Origin of the sequence: Heyndrickxia sp. NPDC080065 (assembly GCF_050281185.1) — a bacterium.
In the GTDB taxonomy this organism is placed as follows: Bacteria; Bacillota; Bacilli; order Bacillales; family Bacillaceae_C; genus Heyndrickxia.
Genome location: NZ_JBNNWS010000019.1, coordinates 63,856 through 86,239, shown reverse-complemented (window position 1 = coordinate 86,239; position 22,384 = coordinate 63,856). Strand labels below are relative to the sequence as shown.

Annotated in this window: 23 protein-coding genes and 1 pseudogene; 7 read left to right on the top strand and 17 right to left on the bottom strand. The window is 31.8% G+C overall.

Annotation, left to right across the window (positions count from 1 at the left end; all coding sequences use genetic code 11):
• Positions 1 to 11: 11 nt before the first annotated feature.
• A complete protein-coding gene (locus ACQKP0_RS20865) occupies positions 12 to 644 on the bottom strand; it encodes a helix-turn-helix transcriptional regulator (protein WP_427407770.1) in 633 nt (210 codons plus the stop codon).
• Between the two features lie 135 nt (positions 645 to 779).
• Between ACQKP0_RS20865 and ACQKP0_RS20860 the strand changes: the two genes are divergently transcribed.
• From ACQKP0_RS20860 to spoIIP, 3 genes are all read left to right on the top strand, one after another.
• Positions 780 to 914, top strand: coding sequence for a hypothetical protein (locus ACQKP0_RS20860; RefSeq protein ID WP_427407769.1), 135 nt, complete (start codon positions 780 to 782; stop codon positions 912 to 914).
• A gap of 127 nt (positions 915 to 1,041) precedes the next feature.
• The gene (locus tag ACQKP0_RS20855) at positions 1,042 to 1,278 is read left to right on the top strand and encodes an indolepyruvate ferredoxin oxidoreductase subunit alpha (RefSeq protein ID WP_427407768.1); all 237 of its coding nucleotides are present in this window, start codon (positions 1,042 to 1,044) and stop codon (positions 1,276 to 1,278) included.
• A gap of 142 nt (positions 1,279 to 1,420) precedes the next feature.
• Positions 1,421 to 2,545, top strand: coding sequence for a stage II sporulation protein P (gene spoIIP / locus ACQKP0_RS20850; protein WP_427407767.1), 1,125 nt, complete (start codon positions 1,421 to 1,423; stop codon positions 2,543 to 2,545).
• A gap of 378 nt (positions 2,546 to 2,923) precedes the next feature.
• On the opposite strand, the gene ACQKP0_RS20845 is transcribed toward spoIIP, so the two are convergent.
• The 5 genes from ACQKP0_RS20845 to ACQKP0_RS20825 all read right to left on the bottom strand — a co-directional run bounded on the left by ACQKP0_RS20845 (position 2,924) and on the right by ACQKP0_RS20825 (position 9,909).
• Positions 2,924 to 4,201, bottom strand: coding sequence for a nucleotide sugar dehydrogenase (locus tag ACQKP0_RS20845; protein WP_427407766.1), 1,278 nt, complete (start codon positions 4,199 to 4,201; stop codon positions 2,924 to 2,926).
• Between the two features lie 79 nt (positions 4,202 to 4,280).
• The gene (locus ACQKP0_RS20840) at positions 4,281 to 7,037 is read right to left on the bottom strand and encodes a glycosyltransferase (protein WP_427407765.1); all 2,757 of its coding nucleotides are present in this window, start codon (positions 7,035 to 7,037) and stop codon (positions 4,281 to 4,283) included.
• Position 7,038: 1 nt separating this feature from the next.
• Entirely contained in the window at positions 7,039 to 7,326 is a 288-nt protein-coding gene (locus ACQKP0_RS20835) for a hypothetical protein (RefSeq protein WP_427407764.1), read from the bottom strand.
• Positions 7,327 to 7,345: 19 nt separating this feature from the next.
• The gene (locus tag ACQKP0_RS20830) at positions 7,346 to 8,662 is read right to left on the bottom strand and encodes a glycosyltransferase (RefSeq protein ID WP_427407763.1); all 1,317 of its coding nucleotides are present in this window, start codon (positions 8,660 to 8,662) and stop codon (positions 7,346 to 7,348) included.
• A complete protein-coding gene (locus ACQKP0_RS20825) occupies positions 8,659 to 9,909 on the bottom strand; it encodes a glycosyltransferase family 4 protein (RefSeq protein ID WP_427407762.1) in 1,251 nt (416 codons plus the stop codon). The genes ACQKP0_RS20830 and ACQKP0_RS20825 overlap by 4 nt, the downstream gene beginning before the upstream one ends.
• Positions 9,910 to 10,230: 321 nt before the next feature.
• Here ACQKP0_RS20825 and ACQKP0_RS20820 point away from each other — a divergent pair, with 321 nt between their 5' ends.
• Entirely contained in the window at positions 10,231 to 11,577 is a 1,347-nt protein-coding gene (locus tag ACQKP0_RS20820; RefSeq protein WP_427407761.1) for a TrkH family potassium uptake protein, read from the top strand.
• Positions 11,578 to 11,703: 126 nt separating this feature from the next.
• Entirely contained in the window at positions 11,704 to 12,363 is a 660-nt protein-coding gene (locus tag ACQKP0_RS20815; RefSeq protein WP_427407760.1) for a potassium channel family protein, read from the top strand.
• Between the two features lie 150 nt (positions 12,364 to 12,513).
• Here the strand turns inward: ACQKP0_RS20815 and ACQKP0_RS20810 are convergent, their stop codons facing one another.
• Entirely contained in the window at positions 12,514 to 13,329 is an 816-nt protein-coding gene (locus ACQKP0_RS20810) for a hypothetical protein (protein ID WP_427407759.1), read from the bottom strand.
• Positions 13,330 to 13,643: 314 nt separating this feature from the next.
• On the bottom strand, positions 13,644 to 14,066 hold the full coding sequence (locus ACQKP0_RS20805; protein ID WP_427407758.1) for a carboxymuconolactone decarboxylase family protein: 423 nt from the start codon (positions 14,064 to 14,066) through the stop codon (positions 13,644 to 13,646).
• 120 nt (positions 14,067 to 14,186) lie between these two features.
• Between ACQKP0_RS20805 and ACQKP0_RS20800 the strand changes: the two genes are divergently transcribed.
• A complete protein-coding gene (locus ACQKP0_RS20800; protein WP_427407757.1) occupies positions 14,187 to 14,627 on the top strand; it encodes an Lrp/AsnC family transcriptional regulator in 441 nt (146 codons plus the stop codon).
• A 359-nt stretch (positions 14,628 to 14,986) separates the two neighbouring features.
• On the opposite strand, the gene ACQKP0_RS20795 is transcribed toward ACQKP0_RS20800, so the two are convergent.
• The 9 genes and pseudogenes from ACQKP0_RS20795 to ACQKP0_RS20755 all read right to left on the bottom strand — a co-directional run bounded on the left by ACQKP0_RS20795 (position 14,987) and on the right by ACQKP0_RS20755 (position 21,331).
• Complete coding sequence (locus tag ACQKP0_RS20795; RefSeq protein WP_427407756.1) at positions 14,987 to 15,097, bottom strand: aspartyl-phosphate phosphatase Spo0E family protein; 111 nt, start codon at positions 15,095 to 15,097, stop codon at positions 14,987 to 14,989.
• 83 nt (positions 15,098 to 15,180) lie between these two features.
• Positions 15,181 to 15,654, bottom strand: a complete 474-nt coding sequence (locus ACQKP0_RS20790; RefSeq protein WP_427407755.1) for a carboxymuconolactone decarboxylase family protein — start codon at positions 15,652 to 15,654, stop codon at positions 15,181 to 15,183.
• A gap of 277 nt (positions 15,655 to 15,931) precedes the next feature.
• Positions 15,932 to 16,336, bottom strand: a complete 405-nt coding sequence (locus ACQKP0_RS20785; RefSeq protein WP_427407754.1) for a DUF2606 family protein — start codon at positions 16,334 to 16,336, stop codon at positions 15,932 to 15,934.
• A gap of 221 nt (positions 16,337 to 16,557) precedes the next feature.
• On the bottom strand, positions 16,558 to 17,202 hold the full coding sequence (locus ACQKP0_RS20780; RefSeq protein ID WP_427407753.1) for an SdpI family protein: 645 nt from the start codon (positions 17,200 to 17,202) through the stop codon (positions 16,558 to 16,560).
• A gap of 466 nt (positions 17,203 to 17,668) precedes the next feature.
• Positions 17,669 to 17,799 (bottom strand): annotated as a pseudogene (locus tag ACQKP0_RS20775) (ABC transporter permease); the annotation flags it as partial.
• A gap of 4 nt (positions 17,800 to 17,803) precedes the next feature.
• Positions 17,804 to 18,472: a DUF2306 domain-containing protein gene (locus tag ACQKP0_RS20770; RefSeq protein WP_427407752.1), complete on the bottom strand. Its 669-nt coding sequence runs from the start codon at positions 18,470 to 18,472 to the stop codon at positions 17,804 to 17,806.
• Positions 18,473 to 18,745: 273 nt separating this feature from the next.
• The gene (locus ACQKP0_RS20765; protein WP_427407751.1) at positions 18,746 to 19,165 is read right to left on the bottom strand and encodes a DUF3021 domain-containing protein; all 420 of its coding nucleotides are present in this window, start codon (positions 19,163 to 19,165) and stop codon (positions 18,746 to 18,748) included.
• Positions 19,165 to 19,614 carry a LytTR family DNA-binding domain-containing protein gene (locus tag ACQKP0_RS20760; RefSeq protein ID WP_427407750.1) on the bottom strand — a complete coding sequence of 150 codons (450 nt, stop codon included), beginning with the start codon at positions 19,612 to 19,614 and terminating at the stop codon, positions 19,165 to 19,167. The genes ACQKP0_RS20765 and ACQKP0_RS20760 overlap by 1 nt, the downstream gene beginning before the upstream one ends.
• 268 nt (positions 19,615 to 19,882) lie before the next feature.
• Positions 19,883 to 21,331 (bottom strand): MDR family MFS transporter, encoded by a 1,449-nt coding sequence (locus ACQKP0_RS20755; protein ID WP_427407749.1) that lies wholly within the window; start codon positions 21,329 to 21,331, stop codon positions 19,883 to 19,885.
• 123 nt (positions 21,332 to 21,454) lie between these two features.
• Between ACQKP0_RS20755 and ACQKP0_RS20750 the strand changes: the two genes are divergently transcribed.
• Positions 21,455 to 22,318: a TetR/AcrR family transcriptional regulator gene (locus ACQKP0_RS20750; RefSeq protein ID WP_427407748.1), complete on the top strand. Its 864-nt coding sequence runs from the start codon at positions 21,455 to 21,457 to the stop codon at positions 22,316 to 22,318.
• Positions 22,319 to 22,384 lie beyond the last annotated feature (66 nt).

Here is a 22,384-nt window from a genome sequence, read left to right as displayed (position 1 = left end):
GATGTGTTTTTTTACATATTTTTTTCTTTTATTACATATTTACAATGATCTCCGCCTTTGGACATACAGCACACTTGTTCAATATCACTTGTTTTTAATACCTTTTGAAAGAGGGAATGCTCGCATGAACATGCCTTCGGATATTTTCTAGCCACTTCAAATATAGGACAATTGTACTCAATTATTTCAAAGGTTCCATCATCCTTTTCATCCCACTCGACCATGTACCCATTTTCATTTTGAATCTCAGTGAGCTCGGCTACTCGATCTTTTAAATTCAAATGACCAATTCGATCTTTATATTTATTTTCTAAACGTGTTTCACGGTTTTGAAATAAAACATCAATCATTTCCATGCCATTGATTTTCTCAATATCTTCGAGGAACTCAACCGTTATATTGGAATAACTTTTTGGGAATAGTCCTTCCCCATCTTTTGTCAGAGAATAAACCTGTACAGGCCTTCCCATATTTTTACGAATCGTTTCTGAATGAATCAGCCGATCATTTTCTAAATTATTTAAATGGCGCCGTACAGCCATCCCAGTTATTTCAAGATGTGATTCTAAATCGACCACACTTAATTTCTTATATCTTTTTAATAAATAAAGAATTTCATCTTTCGTAGAGGATATTTTTTTCAACGTTCTCACCTCCGTATTTGGACAAACTTTTTCGTTGAACGAAGTAATTCAGTTTGATATATTTATTATAACAACATTTTATACAAAAATATATAAAAACTGTTCATTTTAGGAAAGCTTCGCATAATCGATAATATGCAGCATCACTATTATGTTCATGATGACCCTTTTAATTCGAGCAACGAGATTATTGATGATGAAGTTATTCAAAGGATTAACGGACTTACAAATCAAGTTGTTTTTATGCAAAAATCATTAAAATATAAATAAAATAATTGTTTATATTATATGATAAAATATAGAATGAGTATATAAATTGGAATGGAAGTATGATTCTTCAGAAAAAAAGAAGTGAATATTCCGTTCACATAGAACATGTAAAGGTGGTCTGTTTCAAATGGCTTATGTTATTACATTTCCTTGTCAAGGGGAAAAGGCAGCTGAATGTATGGAAGTTTGCCCTGTAGATTGTATCGCTGAAGGTAAAGATCAATTTTACATCGATCCAGATATTTGTATCGATTGTGGTGCTTGTCAAGCTGTGTGTCCTGTAGACGCAATCTTTCATGAGGAAGAATTACTTGATGAAGATGCTGAGTATTTGGAAAAAGCACGTAAATTTTTCACATCATGATATCTTCCGGAAGCGTCCTAGAATAGGACGTTTTTTTTATTTCTCCATGGGATCTTTTTTAAGTATTGATTCTATTAAACTTAAAATAACATATAAATACTAATAGAAACCAAAACTGATTATATTTTCATGAGGTGAGTTAATGAAGTTAAGAGTACCAATTTTTGTCCCAGTTGCACTTGTCGGAACTTTCCTGCTTATTTCCAGCTTACTAACCTCAATTGGAAGCTCATTTTTCACCTCCACATATGTGAATAAATCATTAAAAAATTTCCCATCAGAAAGCTTTGTATATTTAATGGGCTTAGAATTTTCACAAGTACACGAGGTCTTACCTGAAAAAAGTAAACCCCCAAAAATATCTACCGTAGTTTTCAATGCCGCTACTAATCTAAAGCCTGGGGATATCAGAAGCTTATTAGGCAGAGAGCTGCCTGGCTTCTACTCTTATGATACAGAAATATTTTACGCTGGAGAAGGTGCGGATTACACGAACATCCCCCATGAATCATCCCCTCCTATTGAGCAATTGCTTAAAGAAAGTGAAATCAATGAAGAAAATATAAAAACGGAGGAGAAAGTTAATGATACAAAGAAACCGAAAATGACGACAAATGGGAAAAAGGTTGTGTTTATTTACCATACCCATAGTTACGAATCGTTTAAGCCTCTTTTAAAAAATGGGGCATATATAAGTAATAATGAAAAAGTAAATGTGATAGCTGTTGGAACAAAGCTAGCTAAGGCGTTAGAAGATCGCGGAATTGGTGTAGTGCATGATAAAACGAATATGACAGAAGCTCTTCACTTAAAAGGTTGGAAATGGAACGAAGCCTATACCCTATCAAGAAGCATCGTTACTTCTTCATTATCGAAAAATAAGGATATTATCAACACCATTGATATCCATCGGGATGATTTACCTCGCAACAAAACAACAGCCACCATTAATGGAAAATCTTATGCACGTATATCCTTTGTCGTTGGAAAAGAAGTAAAAAACTATGAAAAAAATCTTAGCTTTGCTGAAAAGCTTCGGAAAAGATTAGAAGCAAAATATCCAGGAATTGTTCGATTGGTCATAGCAAAAGGTTTTAATCAAGGTAATGGAAAATACAATCAAGACCTTGCAAAAAATCCCCTTTTAATAGAAATCGGTGGTATTGATAATAATTTAGATGAATTATATCGAACCGCTGAAGCAATAGCAGATGTATATAGCGAATTTTATTGGGAGGCGGAAAAAGTTTCCGCACAAAAAAAGTGAAATTATATCTAAATTTAAAAAACACAATTTGGTGCTCATCTGAACCAAATGTGTTTTTAATTTAAAGCTCTTTTCGAAGAGTAAAACATATATAAACAGTGGTCAACTTATAGATTTCACGAATTTTCATAAAAAGAAGTCCCGAAACCTAGCTATAATAGGTTGTTTGCTGCTATACAAACACAATTTCGTGTTCTAATCGCACGAATTTTCGTCGAAACCGCACGAATTGTGAACCGAACCGCGTGAATTTTGTCCCGAACTGCACGAAAACCTGTTCGAATCGCACGAGTTAGGTCTTTTTACCTACAAAAGATACTTTTCCTCACAAAAATAAGAAGGAATGTTCTTCATAAACATCCCTCCTTATTTTTTTATTTATACAGTAACAGCTTCCTTTTTAACATATTGATATAAGTTACCGAAATGAATATATTCAAAATCCTCATCTCGTACTTTTATTATATTTTTCGTATCAAAAATACGTTTATGAGCCATACTCGTCATTTGTTGAAAATTAAGTTCCTTAAATTCGTCATGATCTGTTAAAACAACAATCAAGTTCGAATCCTGTACAGCTTCATTGATATCCTTTTCTACTAATGGATGAATAACATGCGGGTCATAGCAACGAATTTCATAATTACCCTGTTCCTTTAATAGCCCAAGTACTTCTATTGCCGGACTTTCCCTGATATCATCTACATTACCTTTATAGGTTAGGCCGAATAATGTAATGATATTCCCAGCGGTTTTTTTCATTAGCTTATTAATACTTTCAACGACATATTGAGGCATAGACGTATTAATTTGTCGAGATAAATGAATGAGCTTTGCTGTTTCAGGAGATTTTGAGACGATAAAATATGGGTCAACTGCTAAACAATGACCTCCAACTCCAGGCCCTGGTGAATGAAGCTGAACCCTCGGGTGTTTATTCGCCATCTCAATGACTTCTAATGAACTGATTTCTAATTCATTACATACTTTCGTTAATTCATTAGCTAATGCGATGTTAACATCACGATATGTATTTTCCATTAGCTTTGACATTTCAGCTGTTTTGGCATTCGTTTTTATAATTTCTCCTTGCACAAAGGTACGATATACATCAGCTCCAGCTTCCGTACATTTTGGTGTGATGCCTCCTACTATTCGATTATTGTAGACGAGCTCATGCAAAATTTGACCTGGTAAAACTCGTTCCGGGCAATGGACAAGAAAAATATCTTCCCCAACGATAAAACCTGCTTTTTCAATTAAAGGTTTTATAAAATCATCCATGCTTCTAGGTGCTATAGTGGATTCAACAATTAAGACATTCCCCTTCTCTAAGAATGGGATTACACGTTTTACCGCACTTATGACAAAAGATAAATCACAGGATTTGTACAGATCTTGTTGATTTGGAGTTGGGACTGCTACAATGAAAGCATCAGCCTTTTCCGGTTCTAAAGATGCATGGAAGGTTCCTTTTTCCATTACTTCATTAAGTGACTCCTGCAATCCAGGTTCCTCAATATGAATGGTACCCTTATTTAACGAATCAATTACCCTTGGGTCAATATCCACCCCGACAACTTTCACATTATGCTTGGCAAACATGATCGATGTTGGCAATCCAATATATCCTAACCCAATTGTACATAGTTTCATTTATCTCTCTCCCTTTTAAACCTCTCACTTTAAGTGATTTAATAAAATCGCTTTACAAATCAAGAATAAAATAAATATTTTAATAATTGATTAAGGTATTGTTTAGGGATCGTGAAGATTGCTTTACAATTATTTCATTCCAAATATCGTCATATCTTTCTTGGGCAGCCAGCTGCGAAAAACGAATCATTTCAAGATCTTGGAGCTGAAGCATATCCTTATAAAGATTAAAAATTTCTATCAAAATAAGAATAGCATCCCTTGCTTCTTCCTTTTTTATTTTTTTCAGCTTTTCTAAATACCAATTTTTAAAATAATATTCAAATCTTATCTCTACATAATCTTTTATAATATGATGCTGCTTATAAACCTCTATTCTCCGTTTTTCTAATAAAAAGTACTTCTCTAAAAATTTTTTCGAAATACTGTTGACGACAGATCCTGAAACAGCGCCATAGTAAATATGAATATCCTTATTAATAGCTTTCACGCGTTTTGCATGCAATAGAAGCTCTTGAAAGAATAATGTATCCTGACCAATTGCCCCTTCTACCATTTGTAGGGAATGCTCTTCAATTAACTGTCGGTTAATGATTAACGCTTGGATACTCATTGCTTTAAACTGGGTTTTAACTAAATACTGATCCATCTCTCCGCGAATCACTTCATGATGATTGTAGGCCATGACTGTCTTATAGTAGTCGAAATGTAACATATCCTCTGCAACTTTTATCATATTTCCTACAACTAAATCATATTTTTTGGATTTTATCTCCTTATATAGATGATAATATCCATCATTTATTGCCTCATTATCAGGATCTAAGTAGGTAACAAATGGCGCTGTAGAGATTTCGAATCCCTTATTACGAGGTCTAGAAGCACTTCCGCTACCTCCAGTCTGAAAAAAGTATGCTTTTACATTTGAATATTGTGCAGCTAATCGATTAATAATTTTTGGAGTATAATGATCAGTTGACCCATCATCGACAAGCACAATTTCCATTTCTTTAAATAAACTGCTCCGTTTTAAACTTTGAAAACACTTATTTAATAAATGATCACCATTATTAAATATAGGTACGATGACAGACAATTTATAGTCATTGTTCTCTTTCACAATTTCACCTATTTTTTGATCGTTAAATTCAAATGGATCGATACTATATCCATTTGGCCTAGACATCTCTCCATTCATGGAAAGCAATTCTTCTGAAGTAAAAGCTGAACTCCAAAACACTGTTCGTTCTTTATTTTTTATTCTATTTACATAATCATGCTCTATCCCTTTAATAAGCTTTTCTCCATCGTAAAATGAATCTTTTGTGATATAGTCTGAATCGGTATATTTAAAGGCATTAATCATATCCTCTAAATAAAACTCCCCGTACTCATTTTTTTCATAAAAAAAAGTAATCATATCAAATGAATTTTTAACCTGTTCATCGAATTCATCACTTCTAATTAATTGCTTGTATCTATAGGTTTGTTTATTAAACATGTCCATTATTTCCGCTGTCATATCATTAACGATTACTGCTACATTTCTTTCTTCGTTATTAGCAGGATAGCCTATTGCTTCAAGAATTTGATGAAGACGCTGAAAGGTTGTATGTTTACTCATGACTTTACGTATACCATATACTTGATGTTGATAAATTTCTTTTTCGGTAAAGGAATGAAGGATATCCTTCATTTCATTTGTATTGTGAACCATTACAACATTTGGAAATAGATTATTGATGCCCGTATTATAATTAGACAAAATGATATTGCCTAATGCTTGTAATTCATATACACGATTAGCAAACATCGTCGAACTAAATTTAACAGAATTCAAATTCATTGACCAATTAAATAATTTATGAAATTTTTGCAAGTCTCCATGGTCCAATGCAGGAGAAATAAATTTCACATACTCTTTCGGAAAAAAATATTGTTCGAGTTTTAAATTGAAATTACGATCGATGATCTTAAGACGACGATTCGAATTCACAACCCCATCAAATACCATTCGAGAGTCTGCCTGTCTTTCTGGATATTTGTTATACCATGATCCCGCAAAAACGACTTCGTTCTCTTTAGGAAACTTTCGTATCCCTATTGGATTATGTACCAATGGATTCACGCCAAATGTTAATACGCTCACATTTGGATTGTTGCAATCCTTCTTATAGCAATCTACTTTTTCTAATGCGGTTGTAAAAATAAACTCACATTGCTTTGCAATGTCTACAAAAATATCATAATTGACAGGGTCCTCCTTTGAATAGAAAACCGTTTTTATCCCTTTTGATTTGTAAAAGCTAATAATTTCAAATAACGCTTGTCTAGGCTTTCGAATATTCGGATTACCCAATCCTTTCCATTCCCGGTTTAATCCCTTCCATGTAGTACAAACGAGAAGAACATCTAAATCATCTGCATATTGTTCATAATTTTCCTTCGTAATATAGACGAACCTTCCTACATCTTTGAAGGAGTTAAATAAAAATTCATCAGCAATAATACCAATTTTTACACGTATTTTCTCGTAATAACGGCTTCCATTACTAACTGGCAGTTGTTCAATAAGAGGTAAGAGTTTTTTTAAATATCGTTTATCATAATGCTTCTGCAAATACTTTAAGTATCGCTTTCTAGCTTTTGGATTCTCTTCCCTAATTATTTTAGAAATGTATTTCGAATGATGGATGGGTTCCGCAGCATCATTCGAAACCAGGGTTTGATATATAAAAGGATCCATTTTACTTTTTTCTTCATCTATTTGTTCCATTAAATCGACCATTAATTCTTGTAAAATTTGTATTCGATTCTGAATTGAGTGGATGTCCATTCTATTTTCCTCCGAAGATTCTCCGCTTTTTTTTCCAGTAAAACAGTGTGAGCTTACCAAGTTTCGATTTACGCAAGGCGTTGTATTTGCTTAGAAGAACTTTATGTAGATGTAATAAATGCAGTTCATTTTTATATGCTTGCAGCAATTGTTCTTGAAGCTGAAGTTTTTCTAGCTTCAGCTTGTTCACTTCTAGTTGGAGAGTTTTTATTTGATTGATTGCATCAGTGGCTGCTGTATTTTGAATTTCCTTCCAGGCTTCTTCCGTATATTCTAAATCCTTTTGCACTCATGAACCCTCCTGTATGTTATGGTAATTCCAAGATGGAATTATTCTTTTTTGTATCTTCATTTAGCAAATGATCATAGACGCTTGTTAAATAATGTTTTTCCTTTTCCCAGTTATATTTTCGACTGGCAATCTTACAATTTTTTCGCATATTCATATATTTTTCCGGATTGCTTAACAGCTCATTAACTCCTCTTGCAATCTCACGATAATCATGGGAATCCACACAAATACCTGTTTCATCTCCTTCAACCACTCTTTTAATTTCAGGAAATTGACAAGCTACAACAGGTACACCAGCCATTAAATATTCAAATAATTTATTTGACGAGGCCGAATAGTGATTAAAGCAAACATTATTTAGGACTTGAAAGCCAATATAGGCATTTCTCGTATATTTCGGTAAGTCGACCAATGGCACTTTAGGAAGAAATTTTACCTTTTCTTTTAATTCCATTTCCTCCACCATTTCCTCAAGCTTTGGCTTTAAGCGACCGTCTCCAATCATGACCAATGTTCCCTCATCAAATAAAGGTACCGCCTGAATTAACTGCTCCAAGCCTCTCCCGACTTGAATTCCGCCTTGGTAAAGTAGAATTTTTTCACTCGGTGGTAATCGTAACAAATCATGCAGAGGAACTTTTTTCTGGTCATTTGAATCCATGTTAAAGGGATAATTATGAACGACTGCCGGATAAAAACCGTATAATTCTTCATTGTATTTTGCACGTGTTTGATTTTCGACAATCATCTTATCGATTCGTTTTATGAGAAACCTTTCGAGAATTCCATAAGATTTTCCATCGTATCCTGTTCTACTCGTTTGTACCTCATGTGAGTCATAAATCAGTTTTTTCTTTTTCCATCGCCATTTGGCACATATATATCCTTGAGGTAAGGTATTCAAATCATTTGAATGGTAAATATCATAACGGCCTATCCAGCCAAGGATGATCATTCTAGCAATGATTCCTCCTCTTACCCAAATGACCCGCAATTTTGTTTTTAATAAACCAATAATCAGCACTGACAAACTGATTGTGGGGATTGGCAAATAAACTAGGCTAAAAAGGTAAATCAGTAATAAAGGCAATAGTAGGAGGGGATGCTTTTTACATTTTTGCATCCATGTAAATAAAATCGGATATCTTCTAACTCTAGTAATTCGAAAAAATTCATTCCTTTGTTCGAAACTAGGCAGTCCTTGATCATTAGGGTCATCAATACAAAATAAATCTACTTCATAGCCACTTTCAACTAAAGCTGTACATTCTCTTAATACTCTGGCATCATTCGTAAAATGATTCCAGACAAACATCCCCACTTTTTTTCTCATAACTTTTTAATTTTCGCCTCCTGAATATCATATATGGCCTTTTGAATTTGACTATTACTTTCCATTACATTCGTTAATAATGGAATGTTCTTTTCCCATGTAAAATTCGATTGAATATATTGTTTACAATTTATCTCCATTTCCTTTCTTACGCTTTCTTGATCTTTTAAAAACAGAATCTGCTGAACCATTTCGTCAACACTTTTTGATGTTGAAACTAGCCCTACATTCTCTGTTTCTATCACTTGTTTCGTAAATCCAGAAACAGAGGCTACAACTGGCACCATGCATGTCATATAATCAATGACTTTTCCAGGTAATACCGTTTCAAAAACTTCCTTATCCTTTAGTGTGACCACACCCACACTATGTTCAGAAATAATATGTAAACATTTTTCTCTTGTTACTGGATTGATAAATTTTACATTATTTAATTTTTCGGTTTTCACAAATTCCATTAAACTGTTTTTTTTCATTCCATAGCCGATGATCGTTAGCTTAATTTGATGCTCTTTTAATTTTCTCGCTAGATTTTTAATCAGTTCAACATCTTGAGCTAATCCTAAATTCCCGGCATAGACCACTTTAAATTCCTTTTTAGACATAAAAGGCTTGATTTCAAATTGTCTTGCAGCATTTGGAAGAAAAACAATCTTATCTTGAGGGGTCTTACCTCTTTTTTGAATATGCTTTTCAAAGCCCTTGCTGTTAACAATGATAAAATCCGCTTTTTTATACAATAGCTGTTCAATTCGATTAAAAATAAAAAAGATTAACGGATTGTCTAATATACCCACTCCTTTTAAGGATTCCGGCCATAAGTCTCGAATGTCTAGGAGAAGTGAAGATTTATATCTTATTTTTGCTATTAAGCCAACCATGCCTACAAATATCGGAGGAGAGGTCACTAATACAAAATCATATTTTTTCTTATCTTTTAAAATATAGAAAAGCATTTTAAAGGCCATCTCTAAATAATAGAGGAGTCGATTCAACATACTAATGGCATATTTTCTATTTTTAATCATTACCCGATGAATCGAGTCATCAGTATTCATCTCATCATTATTCCAAAATCGTTCTTGGTCATATATTTTCTTGTATGGATAAGATGGCTCAGTTGTTAGCACAGTCACTTCATATCCTTGTATTTTAAGGAGCTGGAACAGGTTTTTCATACGATTTGCGGCACTTCCTATTTCAGGATAAAAGTTTTGTGAGATAATGATTACTTTTTTATTCCCCATGCTAGTCAATCTCCTCCGTCTTCAATACATTAGGAACTCTTATCGAAAAATTTTATCGAAAAAGTGTTAATGTTTTGTTAAGAGTTGGTTGTGAAATGCTAAATTTTTTGGCTTTGTTCGAGTTATTAATAATAAAATCCTCTGTAGGGTATGCGTGAAGCGATTTCTTTACGAAGTAAAACTAGCTTAACGCATACCCTACAGATTTTATTTAATAAGCATAAATCAATTATCTGAATAATCTTATTTTCTAAAAATGGAATAAAAAATATAGAATCATTGCCAAACTAAAATGATTTATTTTATGGGAGGATTTGCATTATGCTCAATAATTTGTATAAACGATTGAAATTAACACCGCCTAAAATACTAACGTTAGGATTTGCCTGCATTATCTTGATAGGGTGTATCCTTCTTCATCTTCCAATTGCCTCCCAAAATGGAGAAGAAATAGATTGGTTAAGTGCATTATTTACTGCTACCTCAGCAACATGTGTTACAGGACTAGTAGTAGTAGATACTGGGACAACCTTTTCACTTTTTGGGCAAATCGTCATTTTGTCCTTAATTCAAATTGGCGGACTTGGCTTTATGACATTTGCCACATTAATTGCACTAATAATTGGTAAAAAAATCTCTCTTAAAGAACGATTACTGATACAAGCAGCTTTAAATGTTGTATCACCTCAAGGAGTAGTTAAGCTTGTAAAAACGGTATTACTTTTCACTCTCGTTAACGAAGGAGCAGGTGCTCTTTTGTTAAGCATCCGCTTCGCTTTTGAAATGCCCATTTCAAAAGCAATTTATTATGGGATTTTCCATTCTATTTCTAACTTTAATAATGCTGGATTTGATTTAATGGGTGGATTCCAAAGTTTAACTGGGTATGTAAATGATCCCTTAGTTACTTTAGTCATTTCTTCGCTCATCATTTTAGGTGGTATTGGCTTCATTGTTGTTCACGATTTTATAGAATACAAAACGTTTAGTAAATTTTCACTCCATAGCAAGGTAGTACTTTGCACGACAGGTGCCTTAGTTGTTCTTGGAACCTTGTTCATTTTTTTATTGGAATTTCACAATCCTAAAACTCTTCAGCCTTTATCAACTTCCGGAAAAATTCTTGGATCAATTTTTCAATCAGTTACATCTAGAACAGCTGGCGCCAGCACGGTAAACATTCCTGATCTCACTGACTCAACGGTATTTTTATTGATTATTTTAATGTTTATCGGCGCCTCTCCAGGATCGACGGGAGGTGGAATCAAGACGACAACATTTGTTACTTTATTAGGTGCAGCATGGTCACAAATAAAAGGGAAGGAAGATGTTGTATTTTTTCGTCAAAGATTGGTTCCGACTATGATATATAAGGCTTTAACAGTGGCTATAAGCAGTTTATTATTGGTGATTGTTGTAACCATGATTCTCTCTATTACCGAAACTGGAAAGAATTTTCTTGTATTATTATTTGAAGCAACCTCTGCCTTCGGTACTGTTGGGCTTTCTATGGGGCTTACACCTAATCTTACTTCAGCTGGGAAAATTATTATTGCTTTAACAATGTTTATCGGTCGGTTAGGACCATTAACGATTGCCATCGCGTTAGCACATAAAGATTCAAAAGAGTTATATCGGCATCCAAAAGGAAGATTTATGATTGGCTAAAGGAACAAAAGCGCAAGCGCTGGAGCTAGACGTAAACCTCGCTCTTTATAAAGTTATCCGCAGTGCGAATATTTTATAATTTCCAAAACGACAAAAAATGTATTTCTTAAAGTGAGGGATTCATTGATGAAAAAGCAATACGCAGTTATCGGACTAGGAAGATTTGGCTCAGCCATTGCAAAAGCGCTATATTCAGATAATAATGACGTTCTAGGAATTGATATTAGAGAAGAAAGAATTGAAGAGAATCAGGACATTGTGAGTCATGCTATGATTGCCGATAGTACAGAAGAAGGAAGCTTGAAAAATATAGGAATACGTAATTTTGATACTGTAATTGTTTCAATTGGAGATAATATGCAAGCCAGTATTTTAACAGTTGTCATCCTCAATGAATTAGGTGTTAAACATATTGTTGCAAAAGCATTAAACAAACATCATGGAATTGTATTATCGAAAGTCGGAGCAACTGAAGTAGTCTTTCCCGAACGTGATATGGGGCTAAGGATTGCTCACAAATTAATGTCTCCAAATATTATTGATTACATCGAAATATCTAAAGAATATAGCATTGAAGAGATGAGAATACCATCAAGAATCGTTGGAAAATCATTAATCGATTTAAATATTCGTGCAAAGTATAATGTCAACGTCATTGCTATCCGTCATGATAATGGGGAACTAGAAATTGCACCTGATCCTAATTTCACTTTAAGCCATAACGACAAAATGATTGTAATTGGAAAAAACAAGGATATAAAGGGATTAGCAGATTTTAAAGATTAAGGAATTTTTCTTAAACTTTGTAACGTTTGAATAGAAATCTTTAATAATACAGCATAAAGAAAAACGAAATAATAATACCTTATCCAAAAACAAAATACGCTTGGCTTTTTAAACTTTCCAAGCGTATTTTATAGTTGACCAGTAAAGTTTTTACGAAACTTCGACTGTAAAAGGAATCGTTAAAATGTTCCCATCGATATTAAATTGTCCCCAAACTCGATATATTCCCTTTTCAGGGAAATAAGTCATAAATGTAACATCAGGACCTGTCGTTTGTGAATATATAGGGTGAATGTGTAAAAAATGTTTTAAATCTTTGTCAATAGCCACAGCGTGTCCCATTGCGCCTAAATAAGGCTGAAGATCAGTTATTGGCTTTTTCGTGTTTGCATCACTAATAGTAAAAGTCATATGGATATTTTTTTTAGATTGTAGTTTGTCATCAAAAGAGAGAGTTACCTTTTTTCCATCTATTACTTTAGTAAAATCCTTATCAGGAACAATTGGTTCTGCTTTTGGAATATCCCCTTGTATATTGATCAAGTGATCTTCAATGCTATATTCACTTGCACCCTCTGGGGTTATTTCCGCATACATTCTATAGTCCCCGCCTGCTGGAAATTGAGTAGTAATATCAAACTCTCCATTGTCCTTTAAGGTCGGATGAATATGATCAAAATAAGAAAGGTCTTTGCTGACAACTATCATATGCATTTTCTTTTCATTTACAGTAGCAAATTTTTTAATTAGCTTATTGTTTTTATCCATAATTCGAATAGTAATTGGAACATCCTCATTTGCCTTTGCATCTTTTGGTGTTGTCCAATCCGAATTCGTCTTATCACTGGTAACTGGCTCCATATTCCCCATATCATGGTTTTTCACTGACATTGGTACTCTCGCAGCTCCGCAGCCAGACAATAAAAGAGTGACAGCTAAAACTGTAATCATTAGCAGGTTTTTCAATCATCTTTCTCCTTCCTTACAATCATAACTCTCAGTAATAACAAAATATTTATTCCAGTGATTGATGGAAAATAACAATTATTATGATATTTCATCAATATTTAAAATCAAAAGCAATATTATCAACGTTCTTTATAAATAAACCTTTCACAATTAACTAGAATAGATATATTTTCTACTTTATTAATTATAACTTAATTAATATATAAAAAATAGAATGTTCTAAATGATATAGGGATTATTAACAATTACTAGTTATGGAGTTACATAAGAATAAAAACCTGACCTTATCTTTATTGCAAATTAATCTAAAATCAAATTGTATTATTTTCAGCTTCTAATTTCATCATCGCTCCAAAATATTGTGAAGCGGTTGTAAATGAAATAAATGCACAAAGTTCACTTATTTCTTTCTCGGTAAAATACTTCTTTAAAATTTCAAAAGATGAATTTGGTATATCTTCTTTTTGTTTTAAAAAGACTTCCGTAAAACCTACTGCAATAGAAATTTTCTCATTAAACTTATCAATCTCAGGTGCTCCTTTTGCTTTACAATATTCACAACCGTTGCTCTGAGCTAAAGTTCTCCTTACTTGTTCCTTTAATTCTGAAGAGAGTAGTCCATCTTTTTCTAATACCTCACCTAAGTTAGACCATTCTTCCATTACTTTTTCATTATGTCCTAGAAGTCTTTGAAAAGGGGTTTTCCCAAATTTAGATTCAATAATTCTTGCCATTTTTAACACCACCTTGTATATTATTATATAAAATAAAATTAATCAATTACATTAAATAATTAATGTATTAATAGATATTAATGATATAATTTAACGAATGAAAGAAGGTTTTCTTTTAAAATGAAAATTGATGAAATTGATAAAAAAATTATAGATGAATTACGACAAAATAGTCGTTTATCAATGAGTGAACTTGGGAGAAGAATCAACTTGTCATCCCCTTCTGTAACAGAACGAGTAAGACAAATGGAGTCATTTGGAATAATAAAGAAATATACCTTAGAAATTGATTATTTGAAATTAGGTTTACCGATCCATTGTATTATCGAAGCGACCATTAAAAATGGCGACTACAAATCTTTTAAGAAATATATAGAGGAACTACCAAATGTAGAATTTTGTTATCGTATCGCTGGTAATACCTGTTACATGATTAAAATGCAATTTGAAACTTTTTCAAAAGCAGAAGAATTCATTGATAATGTTAGCCCAATTGCCCATACTGTAACACATTTTATTTTTTCGCAAGTTCAAACAAATTTAAGAATTAATAATGATTAAACAATATTTCTAGAATACTTTGGATTAGTTTTCTAATAATTTTATTTCTAGTTGACAACAGAATTATCTTCTATTAATACACTTACTCTAAACTAATAAAACCTCCTGGTTTATAAGATTTTCCTTTTTGCATTCAAACATAAGGAATCTTATCTCTCAAGAGGTAATTATTTTTGTGTAAATCCTTTTCATACACCATTAAAAAGTTGCCTCTTTCAGAAACAAAAACATCATGTATAAACTATTATGATTTTAACTCTGTCTCCTTTAAAGACTTTCCCAATTTTTTTACACCATAATCCCCTATCCTTCGTATTCCTTACAATTAGTTTATGGTATTTTCCATAATCTTAAAGATCTTATTCATAAAAAAATAGTTGATACCTTAAAATAAATATTTCTAATTCTTGACTAAATCGAATAGTATCCGGATGAGTTAGCCCTTTTAACTTTTCTGTTATACATGACAAAATGGAGAACCTGTGATTAATACAAAAAAGGGAAATTTATTAATTATCCCCTGTAATATATGATTAAATAAAAACAATTATTTTCATTTATACAACATAATAGATTTAACAATTTCCATAAAATATTCTTTCCAATTCCGAGAATCTATTTCATTAACTGAATTTTCAGATAAAACTGATGATAACATCACTTCTAAATCCCTCGAAGCAGATGTAAATACAATAAATGCACAAAGTTCACTTATTTCCTGTTTAGTAAAAAACTCTCTTAACATACTAATCGTAGTACTTGATAACTCCCTTTTTTGTAACATAAATTTCTCTGCAAAATCTACTGCAACAAATATTTTATCATTACAAAGGTCAGATTTACTCTTATTACTACTATCTGGATATAATATTGTATTTCTTACTTGTTTTTTTAGGTTCGAAGATAAGATCCCTCTTTTTTCAAACATTTCTTTTAATCTAAGCCATCCGCTCATTGCATCTTTATTATGCATTAAATATTTTTTTATAGAAGTTTCTCCTGTTTTTGATTCATAAATCTTTGTCATCACCAATCACCTCCTGTAATAATATCATACCTTCTTCATTCATATTTTCACATTAAGTATTTAATTTATTTCACACAAAACATTTTCAAATTTAACATAAATAGTATTATTGATTAAAAAAATAAAATCTTGCTTTAATATTAATAGAATTGAAACTGTATAAATTCAAAATCTACAGAAGAAGAAATTCAAAAATGGCTGAAAGTTTTTTTCTAACAATAAATGAAATGAACCCCATAAAGAAAAATGAGGTTTAATTTTTAATAATTTAATATTGTTAATCTTCTATTATTAATGTTATACTAGAATTCTTTTTTTCTTCAGTTAATGAAACTTTAATGGATACTGGAGTCTTATTTTTATTTAAAACAACAAAATAATTACCTTTAATCCCATCTTGCCAATAAATATTCCCCTTTTTATCTGTTTTCCCTAATATTTGCCCCCTCTCAATACTAGGCTGTTTATCTGACTTCGGAAATTCTACAATGGTAACTGTAACTCCTTTTTTTGGTTCCCCTTTTAAATTCACAATATGCAAAGTAACAGGAATTTCTTTTTTAGTGCTGTTACTAGTTGAATCTTCCCTTTTATTACAACCGCATAAAATCAAGAAAAAAATGATAATTAATAGTTTTCCATACTTGTGACTTCTCACTAAAACTAATTGTCTTGAATCCATCCTTCACTCCCCTTTGATTATCCAAATTATCCTCTTTTAACTGCTTCCGTGTGATCAGTCTATATTGTAAATAAAAATGAATAGATTTGTTGTTTTAAGCTACTAGCATTAGTACATTTACTCTCATTCATCTTAATTATTACCTTTTCTCTTCAGAAATTAATCTAAAAAGTCAATTGTACTATTAAACATATATGATTTTATATTTAGATATTCAAAATTCAGTTAATCATCTGGACTTCTTTTTTAAAAATGAAATATGAGTAAGATATTGTTGATATAACAGAAAAGCATACTATTCCTAATACTAAATAGTCAGTCCATTTTATAGGTAATAAACTTGTTAGAATAATGATAAATCCAGAAATAAGTAATAGTTTAGCTGCAAAACGATGAGTTTTTGTCCATACAACATCACTACTTAATGTCCAAGGAGTTCGAATTCCAATAAAGAAATTGGATCGAATTATTTGAAGAAAGTTACCTATTACAATAAAAATTGTTCCTATTAAAATTATTCCTATACTACCTGATGGTAGCTTATACCCTAATCCACCAAGGATGGCAAAACCATTCATGATAAAAAATAGAAGTAAAAAGAAATTGACTAAAAATGTGTATCCTCTTTTAAAGTATTTATAGTTTTCCCTTTTAGGATCAACTTTTGGTAGCATGGTAATTGCAAAATAAGTTAACACCATAATACCTGTTAAAGACAACATGGCGGTTAATTTTGATTCATATTTATCTATTTCACCCTTTAGCCCCCAATGAACAGGAATTTCAGTAGAAAGATAAGGTAATGAAAAGAGCCATATTATTATCGTTCCTCCAATAATTACAATCGGGAATATGTGTTTTTTCATAATTATTCTCCTTTCCTGTGACCTTTAATGATTTTTTAATCTATTTATTTTGACTAAATCCAGTTGCCCAACTAATAATTTCTTAAAACACACTGTCAAAGTAAGTTTATATACAACATATTGTCCTTTCTATACATTTACAAGTAAGGAGGAAAACTTATTTACAACACTTTTTTGACACATGTATATTTTTCTATACTTTAGTATAGTCATTAATTATAATAATAGTGAGATATTGAAGTTGTCAATATATTTTTAGAGGATAGGATGCATGACAAAAAAGAAGCAATAAAACAGCCTTCTTAATCGAAGGCTGTTTTATATGAAATATTGTGCTGGAATTGATATATACTACTGGCAATCAAATAATACTTAACTCCACTCACTTTTACTTCATTAAATTAAGTACTATTGCCCCTATCCTCCCGATGCTCAAGTCTATTTTGTTGTCAAATAATAAATTTTGTACACCACCGATTGGTACATATACACCACACAAAAAACCAATTACAGTACGGTACCCACAATGGTACTTAATGTTGAAAAAGCATTTTGCGAATTAATAGATAGAACTAAAAATAAATTAATTGAACCCGATTATTTAAGTGGAAACCTTCACAATGTCGATATCTTTATTTTTCTGCTGCTGCCTCTTATTAAGATTTTGTTTTATAACTATTTCTGCAATAATTAAATTCGGCACCCAGGCTAGCCAAGAGATAACAGCATAACTAAGTTCAAAATGCTCTAAGCCAAACAGCAATACAAACAAAGGTAACCAAAGCCTTAATGTAACTGCCGCAAAGGTTAAGGAATAATTTCTAATCATCCAATTGCGATGCTCTTGAATTTTTTTATTTTTAACTCTATTTAATGCTTGATATGCCGATATCAGCCAAAATACTGATAACAAACCGAAACCAATCTTCCCTACTAATCCCCCAGTAGCATAAAAAGATAAATACAGCCCTGAAACACCACCTAATAATATACCAATCATATATATTTTACCCAACATTCGATGACGATTGATATTCTTTTCTCTAAACTTTGTGGATAATGTAAAAGGACCAATTACTAATGCAACTACACAAGTTGCCACGTGTATAAATAACATAATATACCAAAATATACTTAACTTAGAAAGAAAGATAAGCTTCATTTGAACTAACCCTGCTTGGGTTCCGTCCATAATAAAATATTGAACAACTACATAACCAGCTACCACAATAACTAAAAAATTGAATATAAACCATGTGTATTTATTCATAATTACTCCTACTCTTAATACTCTAGAAATTCACTTTTTATAAATAACAATATTTTACATTTAAGCAAATTATATAGTCTAGTGTTTTTTATTGGTGAATGGAATAAAAAATCGTCTTCCACTATCGCTATCCTGCCCCGTTCGTTAATAAGAATAGCTTCAAAAACATTTATAAATATAAGCATCTATACAGTTTTTCTTTAAGAAATAATTCATAAAGATTAATAAACATACTCCAGAAACAGCATTCATAGCACCTCGATATCATATTTTTTATTTTCTTTTTAATTTCTCATTAATTTTTTTTATACTTTGCAAATCTATCCAATAAACCGCTGCTAAGATGATGATATAAATGAATAATTGAATAACAATAAACATTACAAAGCTCACTGGTTGTTCAGCTGGACTTTCATACCAATCTCCAATTGCTCCACAAATAAGCACAAGTATTAAAATAAAAATATAATGTACGGCTAATTTAACTACTGTTTGCAAGCGATCCAAGTAAAAAATAAGAGTAATTAAACCACAACCTACTCCTAAAGAAACGGCTAAAATACATTGCAATAAAAGCTCTTTCCCATCAATTACTCTCGTTGGATTTATTAGTAAAACAACAGTAATTATAATATAAGTAGTACTTAACCCTATAAGGGCCCCTAGAAGAGAATATTGAATTATTTTTTTCATTAAACATCCCTCCCTATTCCTAGTCGTTTCTTTAGTACCTTTAAATACATACGACTAACATGAGCTGTTGATCCATTATCCATCACGAGCTGCATCATCCCTATTCTCTCCATCTTCATAAAGGAAATTTTAGACATATTTACGAGTGTTGATTTATTAATACGGACAAAGTCCTTTTCTAATAACTCTTCCAACTCATAAAGCTTCCGCTTTGACTCATATTCATCCTCATCAGTTTGAAAATAAACCTTTGCACTCTCTGAATAAACAAAGTAAATATCTGTTATCTTCAACATATAAATTTGCTGTTGTAAATAACCATCAATTACTTCATTGTTAGAGGACTTTAAATACTTCATAATTTGTTCAATTTCATCTGTATAAGCATCTGTATGAATATGTATTTCTGTTTCTTTTATTTTCTCATCGATGATCAACTTGATTTGCATATGCACCCTCCATCCATATATAAAATATAACATTGAAAAACTAGATATTTAGTTTTCTTATATAAGTGGTTCAATTCGGCAAATAAACGGTAAAAAACCGACACTTTTTAGTTTCGGTGTCGGTTTAATCTTTAAACAATCTTTTAGCATTTAACGACTTATTCTTTTTTATAGCATTTTAGTATTTGTAAACGATCACTTTGTAAGGAAACTGACTAAAAAAGATTATTATGGCCGTTCCCTTTAGTATAAATTTTATTCATCTATTTCATTGTAGATTATATTTAATAGGCTGCTTTATAAAAAAGCAAAAAATGAATGCTATGATTATAAGTATAAAAGCAGCAAAGAATCCATTATTGAGTCCACGTATAGTTGCATCCAATAATATATTTGTTGCTTTGTCTACCGAATGATTACTAATATATTGGGTGACGGAAGTCGTCATTACTCCTACAATAATAGCAGAACCTAGAGAGGCAAAAATTTGACGGACTGTATTATTAGCTGCTGTTCCATGGCTTATTAACTCTGGAGGCAGTGCATTAATTCCCGCAGTTGCAAGTGGCATCATAACTAGCCCCATACCTAGCATTCTAAATGAATAAGCACATATAATCCACCAAATGGATGTATTCTGCTCTAAAAATAAAAATGGTAATGTACCTAAAGCTAAAACGACCATTCCTACTACAGAAAGTTTTCTAACACCATACCGATCAAATATTTTCCCTGCAATAGGAGATATAAGGCCTAATGCTAATGCACCTGGAAGAAGGACTAAGCCTGATTGAAGTGCAGAATATCCATGTATCTTTTGGGTATAGATAGGAAGTAGAATTTCAGATCCTATCATAGTCATAAAAATTATTGAAACAACAGTTGTAGTTAAAGTAAATATTTTACTTTTAAATACGCGCAGCTCCAATATTGGTTCTTTTAATTTGAATTGACGAAGAGAAAATAGAATTAGTACTATTAGACCTATTCCGCAAGTTATCCATACTATTTGACTTCCCCATCCTTTATCTCCTGCAACTCCAATTCCATACAGAAGTGTTCCTAAACCAATACTACTTAATAGGACAGATAGAATATCCAATTTAGGTTTTGTTAAATGAATGACGTTTTTTAGAAAATAGAATGCAAGAAACATATCAATAACTGCAATTGGTAGGATTATATAAAAAAGATAATGCCAATGATAGAAATCAACAATCCACCCTGATAAGGTGGGCCCTATTGCAGGAGAAAAAGCGATTACGATCCCGACCAGCCCCATTGCTTCTCCCCGACGATTAGGTGGAAAAATCATAAACATTAATGTTTGCATTAATGGCAGCATTATTCCAGATCCAATAGCCTGTATAATACGACCAATAAGCAAAAGTTGAAAAGTTGTACTTAAAGCACAAACGACTGTCCCTATAGCAAAACATCCCATTGCAAGAAAAAACAAAGTCCTACTAGTAATCTGATTTAAAAAAAATGCTGAAATAGGAATCATAATCCCATTAATTAACATAAATGCTGTGATGAGCCATTGAGCATTATTAGCTGAAACATTCAAATCATCCATAATTTTCGGAAGAGCCGTGACTAATAGGGTTTGATTTAAAATTGCTATAAAAGCACCTACCAAAAGAACTATTACAAAACCAGCTCTTTTAAAGGGTCTCCCCTCTACATCTACTGGTAAAGTAGCTAAATTATTCATTTTACACACACACCTTTCATGATTTTGACTTAAGTATATTTTTTTATACCGAAGTACAATACCTAAATATAATAAAGGTGGTATACTGTAAATGTCAATAAAATTTTTAGGAGAAGAAGCTAAATGACAAAAAGAGAACAGATAATTGAAGTTGCCAAATCATTATTTCAACTAAAAGGATATCATCATACTTCTGTCCAAGATATATTGGAGCAATCTGGTGTTTCAAAAGGGACTTTTTATAATCACTTTTCTTCTAAATCTCAACTGATTTTATACATTATTCAAGAGGTGGATATAAAAGTTGAAGAACAACAAAACCAGATGCTTATAGATGGAGATATTCATAGCAAACATATATTTCATAACCAACTTCGAGTAAAGCATTCAATCTATAGTTCAGAAAATATTTTAGAGCTATACAATATTTCAATGGCTGAAAACGATGAAAAACTAAGAGAATATATGGAGGAAAGTCACTATAAAGAATTAAATTGGTTAGCAAAACGATTGATTGAAGTTTACGGTTTTGGACTCGAAGCGAATGCAATGGATCTAGCTACTCATTTTATTGGAGGTCTTGGATATCAATTTAGGTACTGTAATCAAATGAACTTAGATACTAAAAGTTCAGATATATTAGACTACAATATTCTTCGATTAGAAAAAAACATTGAGATAACGAAACAACACAATAATATTCTTTTTCCGTTTAGTATTGGAATTATAAATAAATCACTGGAAACGGTTCTCAGAAATATTAGGAATATACTTGAAGAAGTAAAAAAAGATATGATTTCTAAAGAAGAAAATGAATTAATTGATTTTATCTTAGAGGAATGTCAACGCTCAACTATTAGATGGATGGTATGCGAAGGGGCATCTCGTCAACTTAAATTTTTACCCTGTTCTTCAATTAAAAGAGAAGAAAATTACCAAAAAGTTTATGAAATTATTTTTAAACAATCTAGAAAAAAAAACGAATAAAACATTATTAAGCCAGAAATGATGTCAGGAATGTAAATGTGAAATGAATTTAGCTCATGTACTAGG

Bases quoted from the DNA above. Each gene is read 5' to 3' on its own strand.
- ACQKP0_RS20860 (WP_427407769.1), top strand. From the start codon at position 780: ATGCAGCATCACTATTATGTTCATGATGACCCTTTTAATTCGAGCAAC.
- ACQKP0_RS20855 (WP_427407768.1), top strand. From the start codon at position 1,042: ATGGCTTATGTTATTACATTTCCTTGTCAAGGGGAAAAGGCAGCTGAA.
- spoIIP (WP_427407767.1), top strand. From the start codon at position 1,421: ATGAAGTTAAGAGTACCAATTTTTGTCCCAGTTGCACTTGTCGGAACT.
- ACQKP0_RS20845 (WP_427407766.1), bottom strand. From the start codon at position 4,201: ATGAAACTATGTACAATTGGGTTAGGATATATTGGATTGCCAACATCG.
- ACQKP0_RS20840 (WP_427407765.1), bottom strand. From the start codon at position 7,037: ATGGACATCCACTCAATTCAGAATCGAATACAAATTTTACAAGAATTA.
- ACQKP0_RS20830 (WP_427407763.1), bottom strand. From the start codon at position 8,662: ATGAGAAAAAAAGTGGGGATGTTTGTCTGGAATCATTTTACGAATGAT.
- ACQKP0_RS20825 (WP_427407762.1), bottom strand. From the start codon at position 9,909: ATGGGGAATAAAAAAGTAATCATTATCTCACAAAACTTTTATCCTGAA.
- ACQKP0_RS20820 (WP_427407761.1), top strand. From the start codon at position 10,231: ATGCTCAATAATTTGTATAAACGATTGAAATTAACACCGCCTAAAATA.
- ACQKP0_RS20815 (WP_427407760.1), top strand. From the start codon at position 11,704: ATGAAAAAGCAATACGCAGTTATCGGACTAGGAAGATTTGGCTCAGCC.
- ACQKP0_RS20805 (WP_427407758.1), bottom strand. From the start codon at position 14,066: ATGGCAAGAATTATTGAATCTAAATTTGGGAAAACCCCTTTTCAAAGA.
- ACQKP0_RS20800 (WP_427407757.1), top strand. From the start codon at position 14,187: ATGAAAATTGATGAAATTGATAAAAAAATTATAGATGAATTACGACAA.
- ACQKP0_RS20790 (WP_427407755.1), bottom strand. From the start codon at position 15,654: ATGACAAAGATTTATGAATCAAAAACAGGAGAAACTTCTATAAAAAAA.
- ACQKP0_RS20785 (WP_427407754.1), bottom strand. From the start codon at position 16,336: ATGGATTCAAGACAATTAGTTTTAGTGAGAAGTCACAAGTATGGAAAA.
- ACQKP0_RS20780 (WP_427407753.1), bottom strand. From the start codon at position 17,202: ATGAAAAAACACATATTCCCGATTGTAATTATTGGAGGAACGATAATA.
- ACQKP0_RS20770 (WP_427407752.1), bottom strand. From the start codon at position 18,472: ATGAATAAATACACATGGTTTATATTCAATTTTTTAGTTATTGTGGTA.
- ACQKP0_RS20765 (WP_427407751.1), bottom strand. From the start codon at position 19,165: ATGAAAAAAATAATTCAATATTCTCTTCTAGGGGCCCTTATAGGGTTA.
- ACQKP0_RS20760 (WP_427407750.1), bottom strand. From the start codon at position 19,614: ATGCAAATCAAGTTGATCATCGATGAGAAAATAAAAGAAACAGAAATA.
- ACQKP0_RS20755 (WP_427407749.1), bottom strand. From the start codon at position 21,331: ATGAATAATTTAGCTACTTTACCAGTAGATGTAGAGGGGAGACCCTTT.
- ACQKP0_RS20750 (WP_427407748.1), top strand. From the start codon at position 21,455: ATGACAAAAAGAGAACAGATAATTGAAGTTGCCAAATCATTATTTCAA.